At 52.8% G+C, this 18660-nt stretch carries 17 protein-coding genes; 2 read left to right on the top strand and 15 right to left on the bottom strand.

From position 1 onward, the window contains the following. Positions 1–58: 58 nt before the first annotated feature. The 12 genes from AAZU54_RS05670 to AAZU54_RS05615 form a co-directional block, all read right to left on the bottom strand. The gene (locus tag AAZU54_RS05670) at positions 59–979 is read right to left on the bottom strand and encodes an N-acyl homoserine lactonase family protein (protein ID WP_434726778.1); all 921 of its coding nucleotides are present in this window, start codon (positions 977–979) and stop codon (positions 59–61) included. Between the two features lie 101 nt (positions 980–1080). Continuing rightward, positions 1081–1992: an alpha/beta hydrolase gene (locus tag AAZU54_RS05665; RefSeq protein ID WP_434726777.1), complete on the bottom strand. Its 912-nt coding sequence runs from the start codon at positions 1990–1992 to the stop codon at positions 1081–1083. Positions 1993–2024: 32 nt separating this feature from the next. Further along, entirely contained in the window at positions 2025–2945 is a 921-nt protein-coding gene (locus AAZU54_RS05660) for a SphA family protein (protein ID WP_434726776.1), read from the bottom strand. Between the two features lie 130 nt (positions 2946–3075). Then, entirely contained in the window at positions 3076–4098 is a 1023-nt protein-coding gene (gene dmpG, locus AAZU54_RS05655; protein ID WP_434726775.1) for a 4-hydroxy-2-oxovalerate aldolase, read from the bottom strand. Between the two features lies 1 nt (position 4099). After that, positions 4100–5041, bottom strand: a complete 942-nt coding sequence (locus AAZU54_RS05650; RefSeq protein ID WP_434726774.1) for an acetaldehyde dehydrogenase (acetylating) — start codon at positions 5039–5041, stop codon at positions 4100–4102. A gap of 73 nt (positions 5042–5114) precedes the next feature. Further along, on the bottom strand, positions 5115–5543 hold the full coding sequence (locus tag AAZU54_RS05645) for a RidA family protein (RefSeq protein WP_434726773.1): 429 nt from the start codon (positions 5541–5543) through the stop codon (positions 5115–5117). 5 nt (positions 5544–5548) lie between these two features. Further along, positions 5549–6319, bottom strand: a complete 771-nt coding sequence (locus tag AAZU54_RS05640; protein ID WP_434726772.1) for a 2-keto-4-pentenoate hydratase — start codon at positions 6317–6319, stop codon at positions 5549–5551. A 9-nt stretch (positions 6320–6328) separates the two neighbouring features. Beyond that, the gene (locus AAZU54_RS05635; RefSeq protein WP_434726771.1) at positions 6329–7114 is read right to left on the bottom strand and encodes a 2-keto-4-pentenoate hydratase; all 786 of its coding nucleotides are present in this window, start codon (positions 7112–7114) and stop codon (positions 6329–6331) included. Beyond that, positions 7107–8582, bottom strand: coding sequence for a 2-hydroxymuconic semialdehyde dehydrogenase (locus tag AAZU54_RS05630; protein ID WP_434726770.1), 1476 nt, complete (start codon positions 8580–8582; stop codon positions 7107–7109). Before AAZU54_RS05630 ends, AAZU54_RS05635 begins: the two co-directional genes overlap by 8 nt. A 154-nt stretch (positions 8583–8736) precedes the next feature. Then, positions 8737–9552, bottom strand: a complete 816-nt coding sequence (locus AAZU54_RS05625; RefSeq protein WP_434726769.1) for a tRNA U-34 5-methylaminomethyl-2-thiouridine biosynthesis protein — start codon at positions 9550–9552, stop codon at positions 8737–8739. A gap of 29 nt (positions 9553–9581) precedes the next feature. Continuing rightward, positions 9582–10499 (bottom strand): tRNA U-34 5-methylaminomethyl-2-thiouridine biosynthesis protein, encoded by a 918-nt coding sequence (locus AAZU54_RS05620; protein WP_434726768.1) that lies wholly within the window; start codon positions 10497–10499, stop codon positions 9582–9584. Positions 10500–10536: 37 nt separating this feature from the next. After that, positions 10537–10953, bottom strand: a complete 417-nt coding sequence (locus AAZU54_RS05615) for a RidA family protein (RefSeq protein WP_434726767.1) — start codon at positions 10951–10953, stop codon at positions 10537–10539. Positions 10954–11183: 230 nt separating this feature from the next. Here AAZU54_RS05615 and AAZU54_RS05610 point away from each other — a divergent pair, with 230 nt between their 5' ends. Both AAZU54_RS05610 and AAZU54_RS05605 read left to right on the top strand, forming a co-directional pair. Further along, positions 11184–11687, top strand: a complete 504-nt coding sequence (locus AAZU54_RS05610) for a MarR family winged helix-turn-helix transcriptional regulator (protein ID WP_434726766.1) — start codon at positions 11184–11186, stop codon at positions 11685–11687. Positions 11688–12014: 327 nt separating this feature from the next. Further along, the gene (locus tag AAZU54_RS05605; protein WP_434726765.1) at positions 12015–12839 is read left to right on the top strand and encodes an SDR family NAD(P)-dependent oxidoreductase; all 825 of its coding nucleotides are present in this window, start codon (positions 12015–12017) and stop codon (positions 12837–12839) included. A gap of 133 nt (positions 12840–12972) precedes the next feature. Here the strand turns inward: AAZU54_RS05605 and AAZU54_RS05600 are convergent, their stop codons facing one another. The 3 genes from AAZU54_RS05600 to AAZU54_RS05590 all read right to left on the bottom strand — a co-directional run bounded on the left by AAZU54_RS05600 (position 12973) and on the right by AAZU54_RS05590 (position 18657). Next, positions 12973–13731 carry an IclR family transcriptional regulator gene (locus AAZU54_RS05600; protein WP_434726764.1) on the bottom strand — a complete coding sequence of 253 codons (759 nt, stop codon included), beginning with the start codon at positions 13729–13731 and terminating at the stop codon, positions 12973–12975. Between the two features lie 374 nt (positions 13732–14105). Beyond that, positions 14106–15521, bottom strand: a complete 1416-nt coding sequence (locus AAZU54_RS05595; RefSeq protein ID WP_434726763.1) for an efflux transporter outer membrane subunit — start codon at positions 15519–15521, stop codon at positions 14106–14108. Then, the gene (locus AAZU54_RS05590; RefSeq protein WP_434726762.1) at positions 15511–18657 is read right to left on the bottom strand and encodes an efflux RND transporter permease subunit; all 3147 of its coding nucleotides are present in this window, start codon (positions 18655–18657) and stop codon (positions 15511–15513) included. Before AAZU54_RS05590 ends, AAZU54_RS05595 begins: the two co-directional genes overlap by 11 nt. Positions 18658–18660: the final 3 nt, after the last annotated feature.

The following is an 18660-nucleotide window of genomic DNA, read 5'->3' as shown; positions in this document are numbered from 1 at the left end:
TTTGGCTATAAAAATAATGCCCGGCGGAGAGTCGTGGTCACTCCGCCGGGCATAAGCATCAGGTAAACATGATCTTTTGATTGGAGACCGCTGGCCTCCTTGAAGTGTCGCCGTCTTTCAAATTCAACTCCGCGATTTGGTTACCGCTCGGCGCAAGCCATGTCAGGTGCCGATTCCAAATCTCAGCATCATGACCCGGAATAACACGCTCAAACTTATCCTTCACTATTTTCCGCATTTCCCGGTACACATCAATCTGATTAAATGCATTACCTTGGTGGTAGCCTGGTGGCCACATGCGCTCAATATTGGAATACCAATATACGATATCACCAGCGGCGATGAAGGGGCCATTACGGGTGCTAATTTCGAACCATTGTGAGCCGAAGGTATGGCTGTCTTTCGCCAATCGCGCAGTAATACCAGGCAGAATTTCTTCATCACCCGTAATGAACTTAACCCGACCATCCGCCACGCCTTGAGCAGCACGCATCAAATCAACTGGATCGAACGAAGTAAATACCCACTCAGTTTCTTCGGGTGTTTCATGCTGATGGGACGAACATACAGCCTTCGACCAACCTGTGTACTCGTCAAGCTGGATGAATAGCTTAGCATTAGGGAAAGCCTCAAAGTTCCCCATGTGGTCAAAGTGCATATGCGTGACCAAAATTGTATCGACATCCTCGGGAGCAAAACCAACACGACCAAGTACGTCCTTTGGATCTTCCCAGCTGGAAAATGCGTAACGAGTCAACCAGTGATCATTTTGGAAACCGCAATCGACAAGGACGACATGCTGTTTCCCTCCAACCTCTCCCCCGACGAGGAGCGTATAGATCATTGGATTCAAACAAGTGCCAGAATTACTGAAAATTCCTGCACCACCGAAAAAGTCCTTAGCCATATCGACTTGACAATAGGCAAGAGACCAAATAGACCAGTCAGTATCTCGTTGTTTTGCAGGTAGGTTATTCATTGCGCACACCTATGTAATTTAATAATGACGCTCTGAGACTTCGGCTGGTGGTCATTTCGTTGACCATCCATACCGGCCTTCTTCTTAAGACCGCCATTCCTTCAGCAATCCTCTCTAACATTGGCATTTTCAGGCGTTGTCAATGCTAGATGATGGCAAAGGTAGTCAATCATGACGCCCTCGCCATGGAAGAATTCGTCCAAAATATCAAAATGATTTTTCTCGGCTATATACTTCTCTACCTCCCAACCCTGTTCGGAGCATGCCGTGATGTAGTCAAGCGACTGACGGATGAACTCATCTGTTTCCTGCTCGCCGACTACAACCTGGAGCGGAACTCGATTATTGGAGATCCGTAAATACGGGCTCAATGATTCTGCGTCGCTTACGCTTAAACCAAGGATAGGGCCTGCGAATGTGTGAGGAATAGGACGCACATCAAACAATCCGCTCACGGCAATTGCTGCTTTATATGGCGTCGGAGCTAATCCGTAATCACCCCATAGTTGAGTTGCAAGTAATTCTGCAACTCCGTGCCCGCCAACCGAATGCCCGACAAGTACAATTCTGTTACGGTCTATACCGAACCGTGCGGCGTTGTTCCAGACATAGGCATACGCTGCTCGATGCTGTCTGATAATTTCTGCGACTGAAACCTTAGGGCATAGCGTATAATTTTCTACGACGGTGACAACACCCAACTTCGCGAGGCCCTGAGCCACAAAACTCCATTCCTTGCTCGTTGTTGCCTTCCAAAACCCGCCGTGGATGAAGAAGACCGCTGGTTTTAAAACAGAGGCTGTGGCATCAGAGGGATAAAAAATATCGACCGTTTCTTCTACCGATGCACCATAGCGTATATCAAGAGAACATGTTAACTGCTCTCTTGCTATAGCGCTGCTCTCTACATAGTGCGAGACATATTGGCCAAAATCAGGTACGGTCTGTTCAACGTCGTACTGCTCATCCAAGGCCTGGCGGGTCGTAAAATTTCGATAAAGGGGCGTTGTCATATTTGAAGTACTCATGAGACAAGGTTGCGTGATCAAAACGCGAAAGCAAGCTTGAGCCAGAATGCATCACCTTCAGGCCTATTTTTTACATAGTCCTCGCGCTGCCATTTAGCGGTCAGTGACCACCCTTGGGCATTGCTGTATTTCACTGCAGGGCCAATGGCAAACGCCTTACCTTTGTTATCCGAAAGCCGGTCTCCATCCTGACGGTCATCGGTCGTTTGCTGATAGTAGTAACCTCCCACGCCCACTACCCAGCCTGGCGCTACTGCCCAGCCGATTGCATAGTCAACTACAAATTCCTGACCCGACTTATAGTCTGTGTCAGGATTCTCTGAATTAACACCGTACATAATTTTTGCATCTGCATTTAGCCCTACAGGGTTAGCATATGTCATCGCCACCACTCCTTGGGCCGTCCAGTAATTTCGTCCTATATTGGCGATACTGTCTCGATCATAACGTCCTGTCGGCGCATAGAAATCGATACCGTAGATGACATGGAAATTTTCGCTGTAGTGGTACCCTAAGCCAGGCCCAATCGTTATGTCGCCCAGCCCACGCTCACGATCATGCTCATTTCCCACCGAAACACGTAGGTCTACCAGGGGTATGATAGTGTGGAAAGCCAGCTGTCCGCCGAGAACCTCGGTGTCCGTCACCCAAATAAATCTTGGAGCGATGACATTTGCCCGTAAATCGAAATCAATCGGAACCGATTTTCCGTCATTACCTCGCAACCTATCGGCGCGATAGTCTTGCGCATAAACTATTCCGTAGGCTCCTGGAGGCGGCATTGCGCCGGACATCCATGACTCCACCCCGGGAGGATAGATAGAACCACCTCCCTCTGTTGCATTCGCGCATTGTGCAACAGCAATAGTTGTCATACCCAAAGCTTTTTTTAGGTTTGGGAAAAATGATGCACGCACAGAGTTTCTGCTGATACCCATACTTGACCACCGAGCTTATAGTTTTTATTGACGACAGCTGCACAATTGCGTGCAGCCGTCACTCGATCCGATTGGAGCGGGTTTAACTTTCAAAAGCGATACTTAACACTTTAAAACCGGCGTAATTCTTTCATGCACGCTCTTTCAGCATGTCAAGAGCAACATCGACGATCATGTCCTCCTGCCCGCCAATCATGCGGCGCTTGCCCAGTTCAACAAGAATGTCGAAAGCGGAAATGCCATATTTTTTGGCTGCTGCTTCAGCATGGCGAAGAAAGCTCGAGTAGACACCGGCGTAACCAAGGGCAAGCGTTTCGCGGTCTACGCGCACTGGCCTTTCTTGGAGAGGACGAACAATGTCTTCGGCTGCATCAATGAGCTTTTTCACATCGCAGCCGTGGTTGAGGCCCATACGCTCCGCTGCAGCGATGAACACTTCAAGCGGCGCGTTACCGGCGCCGGCGCCCATCCCAGTGAGGCTCGCATCAATCCGGTCGCACCCGTTCTCGAGCGCTACTAGGCTATTTGCAACACCAAGGCTCAAGTTATGGTGAGCGTGCATGCCAGTCTGAGTGCTGGAATCCAAAACGTCCTTGAGTGCCTTGAAGCGATCAGCGATGTCCCACATGTTCATCGCCCCACCTGAGTCGACGACATAAATGCATTGAGCGCCGTAGCTTTCCATCAGCTTCCCTTGCTGAGCGAGGCCTTCCGGAGTCTGCATATGACTCATCATCAAGAACCCGACCGTATCCATACCGAGTTTGCGGGCATATTCAATGTGCTGCCGAGACACGTCCGCTTCCGTACAGTGAGTCGCAACGCGAACAATGCGCGCACCGGCGTCATAGGCATCTTTCAGGTCATGGACAGTCCCGATGCCAGGCAGCAACAATGTGGCGATCTGTGCGTGTTTGACTGCCTCTGCGGCGGCTGAAATCCAATCCAGGTCGCTGTGGGCACCGAAGCCGTAGTTAAAACTCGATCCCTTGAGTCCATCACCATGAGCGACTTCGATACTGTCAACGCCGGCTTCGTCGAGGGCGCTTGCGATCTGAGCTACCTGTTCGACGCTGTAGCGATGACGGATTGCATGCATCCCATCACGAAGGGTAACGTCTGAAACATAGATTTGTTTTTCGCGATCGATCATCTCAAACTCCCTTGGCGCCGGCGACAGCGATTCGCTCAGCCACGGTCAAAGCCGCACTCGTCATGATGTCCAAGTTGCCAGCGTACGAAGGCAGGTAATGCCCCGCCCCTTCAACCTCAAGAAACACTGACACTTTCAAGCCCGTAGCCCAACCGAGCCCCGGAATGTTTTGCTTATTCTCTTCAGTGATTTTCTCGAATTGAACCTGCTGCTTGAGCCGATATCCTGGCACGTACTCCTGCACCGACTGAATCATCTTTTCAACCGAATCGCTGATGGCCTTTTCATCTGCGTCGTCGGATACAAAGCAGTACACGGTATCGCGCATGATTAGAGGAGGTTCGGCAGGGTTCAAGATGATGATTGCCCGCCCCTCTGCTGCGCCTCCTACCTCGAGAATCGCCTTAGAGGTAGTTTCAGTAAATTCGTCGATGTTGGCACGAGTGCCTGGGCCAGCGGATTTGCTGGAAATCGAGGCTACGATCTCTGCGTAGTGCACCGGGCTGACTCGCGAAACGGCATGCACGATCGGAATCGTCGCTTGTCCTCCGCAGGTGACCATATTGATGTTTGGAGCCGCCGTGTGCTGCTCGAAGTTGACCACGGGAATGACATAGGGGCCAATGGCGGCAGGCGTCAGATCGATAACGCGTACACCATGAGCTTGAAGTTTCTGGTTATGCACCGCATGGGCACCAGCCGAGGTCGCATCAAAAGCGATCTTGATGTCCTTGAAGCCAGGCATATCAATCAGACCATCTACACCATCAGCAGTCGTCGCTACCCCAAGCCGTTGGGCCCGCGCGAGGCCGTCAGACTTCGGATCAATACCGACCATCGCCCCGACCTTTAGGGTTTTAGAGTTGCGCATGATCTTGATCATCAAGTCGGTGCCGATGTTGCCTGACCCAATAATTGCGACCGAAACAGTATCTTGTGACATAGGGATTCTCCGGATTCGACAAATGCGCATTTCCAATCTACGCATTGTGCCGAATCACATTTATCAGTGCCTTTCAAAGCGGCTTATAGGCTACAACTTTGATTTCAATGACAAGCTGAGGATGAGGCAGCTGATGAACTGCAACAGTGGTTCGGGCAGGGCCTGCTGCGCTAAAGAACTCTGTGTATACTTTGTTGTAAATAGCGAAGTCATTCATGTTAACGAGATAGCTACAAACTTCTACGACATCCTCTAGATCAGCACCTACGCTCTGAAGAATATCGCGAATATTGTTGATCACTTCTCGTGTTTGGACTTCGATATCCAATCTCGGGCGCCCGTTCTCGTCGGGCTCTGCACCGGCAAAGGTGTTATCAGGCCTGCGCGAACTAGTACCAGAGACGAACAGAAAATCCCCTGCGCGCTTGACGTGCGGAAAGGCACCCATCGGTTTGGCTTTACCATCGACCAATTTAGCAGTTGTATTTACGTCGGTAGCCATGATGCTCACTCTCCCTTTGCCGTGGAGAACGAGAGGCTGCCGAGATTCTGCACCTCACAACGAACAGAGGTACCGGGTCTCAATGCAACCGCTGCCGTTGCAGCCCCCGCTAGGATCAAGCTTCCTGGTTCCAACACCTCACCCTGTTCGGCTGCGAGCCGGGCCGCGGAAACGAGGGCACGAATTGGCGAGCCCAAGATCGCTGCCGATGTCCCTAGCTCTACCGAGCGACCGTCAAAGCTCATGATCATGCCGAGGTTGCTGACATCAGTATCGGGCTTATGCCATGCCCCCACCACGAATCCTGAGGACGATGCGTTGTCTGCAATAACATCGGGCAGAGAAAATTTGAAATCACGATAGCGGGAATCGATGATCTCCATAGCAGGCGCTACTGCTTCAACAGCCGCCAATGCTTGAAGGGGGGTTACATTCCCTTCAAGACGCTTGCCCAGCAAGTAGCAGATCTCTGGCTCTACGCGCGGATGAACATAATCGGCGAGATTGATCTCTCCACCCTCTTCTACCCACATATCCGAGGTCAGCCGACCCCAAATCAGATCAGATACGCCCATTTGAGCCATTTTGGCACGGCTGGTGAAACCCATTTTCAACCCAACCTGACGCGCGCCACGCTCAATCCGATGGGCAATCAGCAACCGTTGGATTTCGGCGGCCTCTCGAACAGTGATGGAGTCGGCGCCAGTGAGCTGAGGAGTGGCAGTCGCGGTCACAGCGGCCTGGTCAAGGCGCTTGGCGATTTCGATGATCTTCATAACTACTCCTCAGAGATCAGGGCCGAAGCAAGCGCGCACGCTGCCGAGACCATGAATACGAGCTTCAAAAACATCACCCGGGTGGGCGGGGACGAGTGGGCCGAGAGCACCGCTGAGTACTACGTCTCCCGCCCTTAGCGGGGTACCTTGCTCAACCAGGGTACGGGCGAGCCACAGAGCGGCGTTTAGCGGATGCCCAAGGCATGCAGCTCCGATGCCCAGAGAGACTTGGTGTCCAGCGCGCTCCATGACCATTCCTGCCAATCGCAAGTCCAGGCCGTCGAGTTTCACGGGGGTGTGTCCAAGGACGTAAAGACCCGCCGATGCGTTATCTGCGACCGTATCCAGGATATTGATGTCCCAATTGGCGATACGGCTACCGACCACTTCAATCGCAGGCAAAGCATAAGCAGTGGCTGCAATCAGATCGGTCAGAGTGATGTTCTCGTGCACCAGATCGCGCTCGATAACAAGCGCTACCTCGGCTTCACACTTAGGCTGCAGTGTCCGAGACCAAATGATTTCTTCGCCATCATTCACCGCCATCGAGTCGAACAGAGTGCCGAAGTCAGGCTGATCCACGCCGAGTTGCTTCTGCACCGCAGCAGACGTCAGCCCAATCTTGCGGCCAGTGATTCTGCGACCTGCTGCTACCTGACGCTGAACATTGAGTTGCTGGATCTCATAGGCTTGGGCGATTCCGCCTGAGATATGCCCGCGCAGGGGTTCAACTGGAAGTCGAGACTTCTCAGCTTCATCAAGCAGTGCGGCAAGTTTTTCATTTACTTCAGACATCACCGGTCTCCTGGTCGATGCGGACACAGACGTTTGTCAATTCCGAATAGAAATTGAGGGAGTGCATGCCGCCCTCTCGCCCAATACCGGACAACCCTGCACCACCAAACGGGGTACGCAGGTCACGAAGGAACCAAGTATTGACCCAACTGATACCGACCCGCATCGACTCACTGACGCGATGAGCACGACTCAAATTGGTCGTCCAAATGGTCGCCGCCAGTCCGTAGCGGGTGTCATTCGCCCGTTGGATGACCTCTTTTTCTGTGTCAAACGGCGCGACGTGGCAAATCGGCCCAAACACTTCCTCACGCACGACGCGAGCCTCATCCGTCAGCCCTGCGATCACGGTAGGCTCGACCCAAGCACCATTGTCACGTGCGTCACCAAAGCGAGGCACACCACCACCAGCCAGGAACGTGGCACCTTCTTGCCGAGCCAGTTCGAAATAGCTCAATACCTTGTCTCGATGCTTCGCCGAAATCAGCGGGCCCATCTGGGTATCGGCCTGATGTGGCCAATCGACTTTCAGTGCTTTGATACGTGCGGTTAGCGCTTCACAGAAACGGTCAAAGATTGGACGCTCAACGTAGACACGCTCCGAGCACAGGCATACTTGACCACTGTTAAGGAACAGGGCACGCATCATGCCGTCCAGCATCTTGTCAAAATCGCAGTCGGCGAAAATGACAGCCGCGTTCTTTCCTCCGAGTTCGAAGGAAACGGGTTTTACACCCTCAGCAGCGGCACGCATGATCGTACTGCCGGTTTTCGATTCACCGGTAAATGTGATGGCACTGATATCGGGATGCTGCGAGATAAACTCGCCGGCAGAATTGGGGCCGAACCCGTGAACCAGGTTGAACACGCCCGGAGGAACACCCACTGCCTCCATGACCTCGGCTAGCAGGGTTGCAGTACCGGGCGTATCCTCCGAAGGCTTGACGATGACCGCGTTACCACAGGCTAGTGCCGGCGCGACTTTCCAAGTCAGCAGTAGGAGTGGCAGGTTCCACGGAGAAATAATGCCTACGACACCCAGCGGCTTGCGGGCTGCATAATTCAGCGCGTAGGCGCCTTCCGGCAGATCCAGACGATGACTATCCAAAGGCGCCGTTGCCAGAATATCGGCAAAGGTACGGAAATTTGCGATCCCGCGAGGAACGTCGATCGTGGAGGCCATGGCCAGAGGCTTACCTGTATCAGCCATTTCAGCTTCAAGGAAGTCTTGCTGCCTACGCTCCATTTCATCGGCAATCCGACGAAGCAAATCTACCCGCTGCGCCGCTGTAGTTCGACCCCACTCCCCTTCAAGTGCTCGATGACCTGCTTGAACTGCCTCATCAACCAGATTGCGATCTGCCTCGTGCACAACGGCAATCACGGAGCCGTCAATAGGGGTTACATCTTCGAAGGTCTTGGGGCTTTCAACCCACTTGCCGTTAACAAAGTTTCGGTATTGCTTCATAGACTACCTCGATAAAACGCGAATACATCTAAACTTAAATACAGACGGACGCCCAAATAGAGAATGCAAGCGCCCGTCATCCCAACTTCAAGGGACAATGAAATTTAAAACTTTAGCTAAATTGCGGGCGGCAAACCCGCATCAAATCACTGATTCAGATGAGCAGTTCCACTACAGCTGCGCCGCTACCATAGATCGCACCATAATGATGAACATTTGCGCCTTTGAAACGCTCGCCTAACGCACCCAAAAGCCAATGGAAATGTTTGAACCCCATCTCCACCCTGGCTTCTTTCGCGTACGTTTTCAGTACTTCTAAAAGCTCACCTTTACTACCTTCCTGAATCAAATCTAGAATCTTACGATTCCACTCATCTTCAGTTTCTTTAACGATATGATCGTCAGAGGGTTCGATCGTCGTCGTGAACACGCTGCCCGAAAGTCCGCCGACACCTACGACCGCAATGCGCTTACCTTTTTCCGACAATCGTGACACCGCGAGACCGGCGAGCTTCCTAGTTGCAGTCGGATCGTCATAGAGGTTGTTAGACGCCACCACTACTGGTAAATCAGGGGTGCCGATCTTCAACGCATTGCACGTTACGATAGTTCCAGTGTCGATGGGAAAGCTTTCATAGTCGGCGCCACGCGCGTTGACACCCGCAGACCGGCAGGCATCAATACAAGCATTCGCAAGCTCAACGTCTGAATAGATGTCATATGGAAGCTCACCGAATTCGTGCCAATTTTCATCGACATGGACATCGGTGCTTCGTTGCCGAGTAAGCCAAATCTCGTCAAGCACGGCAAACCATTGGGTAGAATAGATCAGTACGACATCAGGTTTTGAAGCACGCAGGGCCTGCCCAACGTTTTCCATCGCAAGCTTGAATTTATTCCAGCTTGGGACATCAGAACGAAGGTGTGGCAGTGGGCTGCCAGGAACAAGGAATGCGGATACAATGGTCATAGCTGAATACCTAACGAAGATGGGAATGATTAGACGGATTGAGCCGCAGCTCTGGAAAGACCAGCCTTAACCAAATTCCATTCCACTACCGCGTTACCTGTTCCGATAACTGTCCCATAGCCGTGTAGCTCTGCAGGCATCGTCGGATACTGCATCGCAGAATGCATCCAGGTAAAGGCACCGGATTTCATTTCCGCGAAAGCCTCTACAATAAACTCTGGCAATATCCGGAAGAACTCTTCCATCCGACCTTGGCGCATTAGATCGATCATACGCATGTCCCACTCATACCCAATCCTGGTCTGAGGATGTTCCTTGGACATGTCTTCTGGTGGGACGGGTTCCTCGTGGAAGTGCCAATGCGACATGGTATTGGAAGCAAGCAGCACCGCTCGCTTACCGGATTTTTTGATGGCCTCAAGAGTCGCCTTCCCGAGGATATCCATCTCACCGAGACCCTCTTGCATGCTCAGGTAATAGGGAGTGTTATTGGCGGAAATCGAGACGACCGGGATATCCCACTGAGGCCTGATCATGTGCAACGTCGTGATAGTCCCATAGTCGGGCCGGAATCGAGGATTACGCATCATTTTGGTCACAAGACCAGCCTTGCGCCCCTCTTCACAGCAGGCCTCAGCCAACTCGACGTCAAACTTTATGGAATAATCGTAACGGAACAGGTTCGGGAAAATAGGATCAACTGACCTACCTTCAAGATGCTCTGCACCAATGAAGTGATGACCAACCGAGGTAATCCAATGAGGTGAGTGCACGAGTAACACATCGGGCTTGAGTTCTTCAATGCTCGCCCGAGCTCGCTCGTATGCCCAGCGTAGTTGCTCCCAACCGCCAGTCGATTTGGGCTCATTCTGATGCGGGTTTTCCGCGTAGACCATATGAGGCGGATGCGGCGCTAGAAAACCGCTTACAATTTCGCCTTGTGCCATATCGTTTCTCCTAGTATTTGTTTTTTTAAAGGCAGGATCATTCGATTGCGAATTGGAACTCCATTTCAATCACCGCCCCTAACGGGAGCGCCGATACTCCGATAGACGTCCGCGCCGGAGGCGTCACGTCTTTAAAAAATTCATTCCACACACCATTGAAGTCGCCGAACGCGCTGAAATCGGAACAGTAGACTCGAACGAGCATGAGCTGCTGAGCCTGGATGGCCAACTCATCGCAAGCTTTCTGAAGGTTATGGAAGATCGTCCTCGTCTCAATCTCAAGGCCACCCTTCACCAGCCCGCCCGTTTCAGGATCGAGGCCTACCATCCCAGAGATGAACAGAAACGGGCCAGACCTGACGATTGGGCTATACCGAAAATGCGGTGCAGGGAGCGCCTTAACGGGAACCGGCGACCAGAGAGATTTCACAGCTACGGACGGATTGCTAGGCATTTCTTGTTCTCGCTATGTACGTGTACGTCCTATATGGAGCGATCGTATTTCGCCAAAGGCGCTCTGTCAAAGCTATTTTTTGTATGTATTCGTACGTTTTTATAACTGAAATCCGGGCCGATGCCTTGCAAGTCAATGCAATCAGCCCTACTCTCCATTGATCAGGGGAGGTTTAGTACGCCTCCCCGCATAATTCACTTGCCACTCGGCACCGTAATGATGACAGGCTCATGACCCCTAGCCCCAAAGCCGCCCCGCCTACAAAGGACGAACTCGCAATCCTTTCTCCAGAGGTGCAATTACTCGTTGACCGCTTTCAACTCCAGGACATCCCCTCGCACCTCTTAAGGCGTGCACATTTCCGGGCAGAGGAGATGTTCAGCGAAGCGTTTGGTTCTGAGTCCATCACTCCGCGGCAAAAAGCTGCGCTCGTGGTCATATCGCAAACACCTGGCCTTACCCAGAACGCGCTCGCCTCTCAACTCTTCATGGATCGCAACACCATCGCTGACATGGTTAAACGGCTTTGCGCGAACAAGCTCATCGTACGGAGCACGGCAAAAGAAGATGCGAGGGCTTATCAACTGCACCTGGCACCTGCTGGGGCGAGATTGTTAGAACGCGTCCTTCCTAAGGACGTAGAGGTTGAACAGCGCCTGCTGGAAACACTCCCGGAAGAGTACCGCCCCCTGTTTTTGAAATGCTTGAAGCTTATGCTCAACGGCGCTGATTGAAGCTTCATGTCAGCGTCTACCTCATTTTGAATACTCAGCGGTGCGTTGGTACTGACGAGCCTACGTTTCCTGCCTTACGCCTCTCAAAACCGGGAAAAATTGCAGACCACTGATGGATTGCCATCGTATGGCGCCCTTGGCCGCGCAGCGCACTCCCGCATCCACACCCATGATTTTCCACTTTACCTGAGCTCTGCGAACCTCACCCTTCCGGTAAGTGGAATCATGGCTTGCGCCAATCGCAACCCTTGCATGTACGGCGAAGCGCAAAATCGATCTCCACCCGCCCCTAATCACCTACCAACTGGGTAACTAGAAGGTGTTGGGATGAACGGCCTCTACGAGCCGCATGCTGTGTGCAGCTTGCCGCTCCCGCGTTCCTATTCGAAGAGATCGAACAGTATGAGAAGGTTTGAAAACAAAACAGTTATCGTCACCGGCGCATCTAAAGGCATGGGTGCAGACATTGCTCTAGGATTTGGCCGCGAAGGGGCCAACGTGGTTGTCAACTATGCCTCTGACGTCAAAGCAGCTCGACGAGTCGTGGATACCATCAAATCCTATGGCGGCCAGGCTATCTGCGTAAAAGCCAACATCGCGGCTCGGAGCGAGGTCGAAGCAATGTTCATGGACTGTAATCAAGCGTTCGGGCAGGTCGATATTTTGGTCAATAATGCGGGAGTGTATGGGTTCGATCAGCTTGAGGAGATCACTGAAGAAAGCTTCCACACGATGTTTAATCTCAATGTTCTAGGAGTCATCCACTGCTGCCAGCTGGCACGCGAATCGCTCATTGAGCGCATGGGTTGCATCATCAACATCAGCTCGACCGCTACGGCAGAAACCCCAGAGGGCTCCTTGGTGTATACCGCCTCCAAAGGAGCCGTAGACATGATCACGCGAACGCTTTCCAAAGAACTCGGCCCCCACGGCGTTCGGGTCAACTCGATCAATCCTGGACTCATCGTGACAGAGGGCACGAACACACTGGGCATTATCGGGGGCGACATTGAGCAAAGCTTTGTTGAACGTACGCCACTTAGGCGTGTAGGTGTGCCTGCAGACATCACGCCGTTGGCCCTGTTCTTGGCATCCGAGGATGCCCGATGGCTTACGGGCGAAATCCTCTACGCCTCCGGCGGAATTCGCTAACAACCCCGTTGCTGAAGGATGCGCCCCTCATCTGACGGCAATTGGAAGGTTGAACATTCTGAACTGTCATAGCGTGCAACCTTCCAGAATACAAAGAGCTCCTGATAGTCCTCGTCGATGGGCGCTTCATCGATCAAGACAGCGCAGTACCAATGTTTTTCTCAATCTCTAGCTTCACCGCTTGTAGCGATTGCAAATATTCCTGTTCTCGCCGACTTGCCCGAGTTGAGGGAGCTAAGATTGCGATCGCATATGTTCCCAGATAGGTGAATACTGGCAACGCCAGAGCTGATATTCCTTCGATGTATTCCTCTTCGTCCATAGCGAAATGATCAGTGCGTACCTGAACGATTTCACGCAAAAGCGATTCTCTATCCAGAGTCATCGGCGTATGCACCTCCAGCTCCAAAGGTAACAAGCCGTCGAGCACCTCATCAGGAAACTGCGCCAAGAAGATTTTTCCTACCGCGGTGGCATGGGCTGGAGCATGCATGCCGACAGGGAAGACAATCCTCAATTCTCTTTGAGCGACCGCGCAGTACGAGATGAATACCTTGTCACCCACCAACGATGCCAAGATTACGGTTTCCTGCAGTCGCTCCGATGCGGCCTCAATAATGGGGCCTACCACAGAGATGATGTCTGACTGGGTTCGGTTAAGAAGCTGACCGAGTGCAGAACCCAACCTAAAGCCTCCACCTGGGCCAAGCGGCTCAACGAGTCGCTCCTCCACCAACGCATTGATAATTCGCTGGACGGTTGAGCGAGCCAAATCAACCTCTCGCGAAATGCCAGCCAGACTTAGCCCTTTTGGGTGATCCCCTAACGTACGCATGATGGCAGCAGCACGGGCTATGACTTGTATCCCACCAGATTTTTCTTGCTCGAGCATTGCCGTCCCTATTCCACACGTCATCAAATTTCACTCAATCGAGCGGATTACCCCCAAGTGTATCAAGTGCGCTCGGATGAGAGGCAAGCCGTTGGCGTCGCCTGCAGATCAGTCGTAGCAATTGCTTGCCCGATTGCTTGAGCTGCGGACGAAGTCGGTTTGCGCAGCGCCATTGCAACGCATAAAATTCACGAGTCGAGCGACAACGAGTAGCTGGATGGGCACACGCGCATTGCCGTAAGTAAAGGTGCGCTGAAAAAAGCGCGATAGCTGGCGACACACGCCCTCAATAGAAACGCGCTCATATTTACCCATGATGACATGCGGAAACGACAACGGGCCATCCTGACCCGTCATCGCTACTTGATCTAGCGTTAGCGTGCGCTAGCGATATTCATCGAACTCCACCCGCCTCCTAAAGCTTTGTACATCTGGATCTGAGCTATGAGCTGCTCAAGGTGATCGGTCAGCAATTTTTGCCTTGCAGACAGCTGCTGACGCTGCGCGTCAAGCAATGTGAGGTAGTTATCTACCCCTTCGTCATACCGCTGCTGAGCCATCTGCGTGTACTCGTCCGTAGACTGGACGAGATCCCGTTGGCTCTGCATCTGCTCGCCCCACGTGCCAGTTGCTGCAAGGCCGTCGGAGACTTCCCTAAATGCAACCTGAATTGCTTGCTCGTAGTTCGTAACGTTAATGTCCTTCTGGATTTTGGCGTAATCCAGGCTCGCTTTCAGCCGTCCGCCTGTAAAGATGGGCACGTGAATCTGTGGCACGAAGCTCCAGCTTTCAGAACCGTTGTCGAACAGGCCGCTCAACTGATTGCTTGCGGTACCGGCGTTCGCTGTGAGGGTTACACTCGGGAAGAAAGCAGCTCTCGCAGCTCCTACATTGGCATTGGCAGCTTGAAGCGCATGTTCAGCGGCTCGGATGTCCGGACGCTGCTGCAACAAGTCCGAGGGTAGCCCCACAGGTAACGGAGCCAGGATCTGGCCTTCCAGTTCCTTCATCCTCAAATCGGACGGGATATCGGCTCCAATCAACAATCGCAGGGCATTCCTGTCCTGGGCAACCTGGCGCTTGTAGACCTGTACCTGGCCCCGTGCACTGTCGACAAGCGTTCTTGCCTGGCGCACGTCCAGGTCAGAAGCGGTACCGACCGAGCTGCTCTCCTCTATCAAATCCAGATTGTGACTGTAGTTCGTCAACGTATCACGTGTGACAGCCAACAGCTGATTGTCGGTCTGCCAGGTGAGATAGGCCGTCGAGACATCAGCTACCAAGCCGATCAGGACGCTGCGCTCCGTCTCCTCGCTAGCGAGGTAGGTCTCCAGCGCGCTGGCTGACAGACTGCGGATCCGCCCCCATACATCCAACTCATAACTTGTCAGGCCGATACCTACACTGTTGTCTCCGCTTGTCATGTGCCGATTAGTGGGCGACAAATCGGCAGGCACTCTTGAGCGGCCTGTTTTTCCGTCAATCCCGATTTCAGGCACAATCTCCGAGCGCTGAATCTGATACTGAGCACGGTACGCAGCGACATTCAACGCCGCTTTGCGCAGGTCTCGGTTGTTGTCCAACGCAACGTCAATGAGCCGGTGAAGATCTTGATCTTTGAAAAAGGTTTGCCAGCCCATGAGTGATGCATTTCCACCCGCGGGGGATTTGTAAGCGTCTCCTTCAGGCCAGACCACAGGTACAGGCAAAGCTGGCTTCTCATACTGAGGAATAAGGCTACACCCTCCCAGTGCCGCCACGAGTGAGAGCAGCAAGAGTTCACGCTTCATCACCAACTCCTCTCAATTGCTCGGATTTCTTGGAGCGTCTGTAGTTGAAAATTTTCATGACCACAACGTAGAACAGCGGTACGAAGAAAATCGCTAGGAAGGTGGCAGCCAAGGTGCCCCCAACTACGCCCGTACCAATCGAGTGTTGACTACCACTACCTGGGCCATGTGCCCTGGCCAGCGGCAGAGTTCCCATCACGAATGCAATCGAAGTCATAATGATCGGACGCAACCTGAGTCGCGCAGCCTCCACAGCGGCCTGCGTTAAGCTACGCCCCTGATTTTCGTACAGCTCCTTGGCGAACTCGACGATAAGGATGGCGTTCTTAGCCGCCAAGCCCATGGTCGTCAGCATGCCGACTTGGAAGAACACGTCATTGGAGAGGCCACGGCCAAGCGTTGCTGCTACAGCGCCGAGCACTCCGAGTGGCACCACCAGCATGACCGACACTGGCACAGACCAACTCTCATACATCGCAGCAAGACAAAGGAAGACCATGATCAGCGAGAGAGCGTAGAGCATTGGTGCTTGAGAACCTGCAGCACGCTCTTCATAGGACAAACCTGTCCAGGAAATCCCGATACCATTAGGAAGCTGGGAGGCGATGCGCTCGACAGCAGCCATTGCATCTCCAGAGCTGTAGCCTGGGGCCGGCTCACCGAGAATTTCTACAGCTGAAATGCCCCCATAGCGTTCCAGTTTTGGTGACCCATAGATCCAAGAGCCCGTAGCAAAGGCCGAGAATGGCACCATCTGCCCCACCGCGTTGCGCACGTACCATTTGTCAAAGTCTTCTGGTGAAATCCGTCCGTCCTGCTCACCTTGGACGTACACTTTTTTAACGCGGCCTTTGTCGATGAAGTCGTTGACATAGGCTGAACCCCACGCAACCGACATGGTGTCGTTGATAGACTCGATCGACACCTGCAAAGCACGCGCTTTTTCGTCATCAACAGTGACTTGGTATTGGGCCTCATCATTGAGTCCATTCGGACGTACCAGCTGCAGCGAAGGCTCCTGGGCTGCAAGACCAAGGAATTGATTGCGGGCTGCAATCAGGGCCTCGTGCCCCAAGGCGCTGTTATCTTGGAGGTAGACGTCAAATCCAACCCCGTTACCCATTTCCATGATCGCGGGCGGGACAATAGGAATCACTACAGCGTCCTTCACCGTTGGAATGAACCGACCAATCCGCTCTGCTAAGGCAAAGACACTTTGAGCCTCTGTCTTTCTGTCGTCGAAGGGCTTGAGCCCCAGAAACACGATACCTGAGCTCTGACCACGGCCTGCGAAGTTGAAGCCATTCACAGCAAATGCCGAATCCACGGTGTCTTTCTCATTCTCCAACACGTAATCACGAACCTGATCGAGAGCTTGCTGGGTTCGCCCCGCGCTGCTATTGGGAGGCGTCTGAATCTGCACCATCATCGTTCCTTGGTCTTCACCAGGAAGAAATGCACTGGGCAGCTGACGGAACAGGAACGCAACACCGGCAATTAAGAGCAAGTAAACAATCAACGAACGCTTCGGATTGCGTAGCAGTCGCTTGACACCGCCCTCGTAACGGTCGGTGTTAGTTTCAAACATCCGGTTAAACCATCCGAAGAAGCCTCTCTTACCGCCCGGTTTTGGTACATGCGGCTTCAGCAATGTGGCACAGAGCGCAGGCGTGAAGATCAGCGCAATCAGCACTGACAGGCCCATCGCAGAGATGATCGTGATTGCGAACTGACGATAGATGATCCCCGCCGAACCACCAAAGAAAGCCATCGGCAGGAACACGGCACTAATTACCAGGCCGATACCGACCAAAGCTCCGGAAATCTGCTCCATAGACTTGTAGGTAGCGTCTTTAGGAGACAGATGTTCCTCTGTCATCAAACGTTCAACGTTCTCCACCACCACGATTGCGTCATCGACCAGCAGGCCGATGGCTAGAACCATGGCGAACATCGTCATGACGTTGATGGTAAAGCCGCAGGCGAACAAGATTCCGAACGTACCAAGCAGTACAACTGGCACAGCCAAGGTTGGGATAAGGGTCGCGCGAAGGTTCTGCAGGAAGAGAAGCATAACCACGAAGACAAGGATGATCGCTTCGAACAAGGTGTGAACTACCGCCTCAATGGAAGCGCTCACGACCGGGCTTGTTTCGTACGGGTACTCAATCTCCACACCCGCTGGGAGGTAAGGCTTAATATTCTCGGCTGCTGCCTTTACTGCTGCAACGCTGTCGAGAAGGTTCGCGCCTGTGGCAAGACGCAGGGCGATACCAGCAGATGGCTTACCGTTATATTCGGCACTAATGGAATAGTTTTCGCTACCCAAGGTCACGTCAGCGATATCTTTCAGACGTACTTGAGAACCGTCAGGTTGTACCTTGACCAAAATTTCCTTGAACTCATCGACCGTACGCATGCGCGTTTTGCCGATTACGGTGGCATTCAACTGCACGCCCTTACGCGTCGGCAACCCACCAATCGAGCCGTTGGAGACCTGTACGTTTTGTGCTGAAATCGCCGACACCACATCTGACGGTTCAAGCTGATATCCATTCAGCTTGGCCGGATCCAGCCAGATACGCATCGCGTTTTGAGCGCCCAGCACAAGGTAATCGCCAACGCCCTTGGTGCGCGAGATGGGGTCTTGAAGCTGAGATACGATCAGGTTGCCCAAATCGAAATTTGACAGACGTCCATCGGTAGAGACCAGAGCAAGGACAAGCATGAAATTGATCTGGAATTTTACGACCCGAATTCCTTGCCTCTGAACTTCTTCCGGCAGTTGAGGTGTCGCAAGCTGCAGTTTGTTCTGCACTTGGACTTGCGCGATGTCAGGGTTGGTACCTTGATCGAAGGTAACCGTGATCTGCAAGCTACCGTCGGAGTTGGATGCCGAGCTGATATACCGGAGGCCATCCAGCCCGCTCAGTTGCTGCTCAATCACCTGGACGACCGTGTCTTGCACAGTCTGGGCAGAGGCGCCGGGGTACGTCACACTGATCTGGATAGCCGGCGCTGCGATATTGGGATATTGGTTGACAGGTAGGCTTTTGATGGCAAGTGCACCTGCCAACATGATCACCAAGGCAATAACCCAAGCAAAGATAGGGCGGTCAATAAAAAAACGAGACATGGT

It is taken from the genome of Pseudomonas sp. Je.1.5.c (assembly GCF_051129895.1).
Lineage (GTDB): Bacteria > Pseudomonadota > Gammaproteobacteria > Pseudomonadales > Pseudomonadaceae > Aquipseudomonas > Aquipseudomonas urmiensis.
The sequence above is the reverse complement of the archived record's forward strand: the minus strand, read 5'-3'. Positions and strand labels throughout refer to the sequence as shown.

Coding starts and splice junctions, on each gene's coding strand:
- AAZU54_RS05625 (WP_434726769.1), bottom strand. CDS start 9,552: ATGACCATTGTATCCGCATTCCTTGTTCCTGGCAGCCCACTGCCACAC.
- AAZU54_RS05615 (WP_434726767.1), bottom strand. CDS start 10,953: ATGCCTAGCAATCCGTCCGTAGCTGTGAAATCTCTCTGGTCGCCGGTT.
- AAZU54_RS05630 (WP_434726770.1), bottom strand. CDS start 8,582: ATGAAGCAATACCGAAACTTTGTTAACGGCAAGTGGGTTGAAAGCCCC.
- AAZU54_RS05610 (WP_434726766.1), top strand. CDS start 11,184: ATGACCCCTAGCCCCAAAGCCGCCCCGCCTACAAAGGACGAACTCGCA.
- AAZU54_RS05595 (WP_434726763.1), bottom strand. CDS start 15,521: ATGAAGCGTGAACTCTTGCTGCTCTCACTCGTGGCGGCACTGGGAGGG.
- AAZU54_RS05605 (WP_434726765.1), top strand. CDS start 12,015: ATGAACGGCCTCTACGAGCCGCATGCTGTGTGCAGCTTGCCGCTCCCG.
- AAZU54_RS05660 (WP_434726776.1), bottom strand. CDS start 2,945: ATGGGTATCAGCAGAAACTCTGTGCGTGCATCATTTTTCCCAAACCTA.
- AAZU54_RS05645 (WP_434726773.1), bottom strand. CDS start 5,543: ATGGCTACCGACGTAAATACAACTGCTAAATTGGTCGATGGTAAAGCC.
- AAZU54_RS05635 (WP_434726771.1), bottom strand. CDS start 7,114: ATGTCTGAAGTAAATGAAAAACTTGCCGCACTGCTTGATGAAGCTGAG.
- AAZU54_RS05665 (WP_434726777.1), bottom strand. CDS start 1,992: ATGACAACGCCCCTTTATCGAAATTTTACGACCCGCCAGGCCTTGGAT.
- AAZU54_RS05590 (WP_434726762.1), bottom strand. CDS start 18,657: ATGTCTCGTTTTTTTATTGACCGCCCTATCTTTGCTTGGGTTATTGCC.
- AAZU54_RS05640 (WP_434726772.1), bottom strand. CDS start 6,319: ATGAAGATCATCGAAATCGCCAAGCGCCTTGACCAGGCCGCTGTGACC.
- AAZU54_RS05600 (WP_434726764.1), bottom strand. CDS start 13,731: ATGCTCGAGCAAGAAAAATCTGGTGGGATACAAGTCATAGCCCGTGCT.
- AAZU54_RS05670 (WP_434726778.1), bottom strand. CDS start 979: ATGAATAACCTACCTGCAAAACAACGAGATACTGACTGGTCTATTTGG.
- dmpG (WP_434726775.1), bottom strand. CDS start 4,098: ATGATCGATCGCGAAAAACAAATCTATGTTTCAGACGTTACCCTTCGT.
- AAZU54_RS05620 (WP_434726768.1), bottom strand. CDS start 10,499: ATGGCACAAGGCGAAATTGTAAGCGGTTTTCTAGCGCCGCATCCGCCT.
- AAZU54_RS05650 (WP_434726774.1), bottom strand. CDS start 5,041: ATGTCACAAGATACTGTTTCGGTCGCAATTATTGGGTCAGGCAACATC.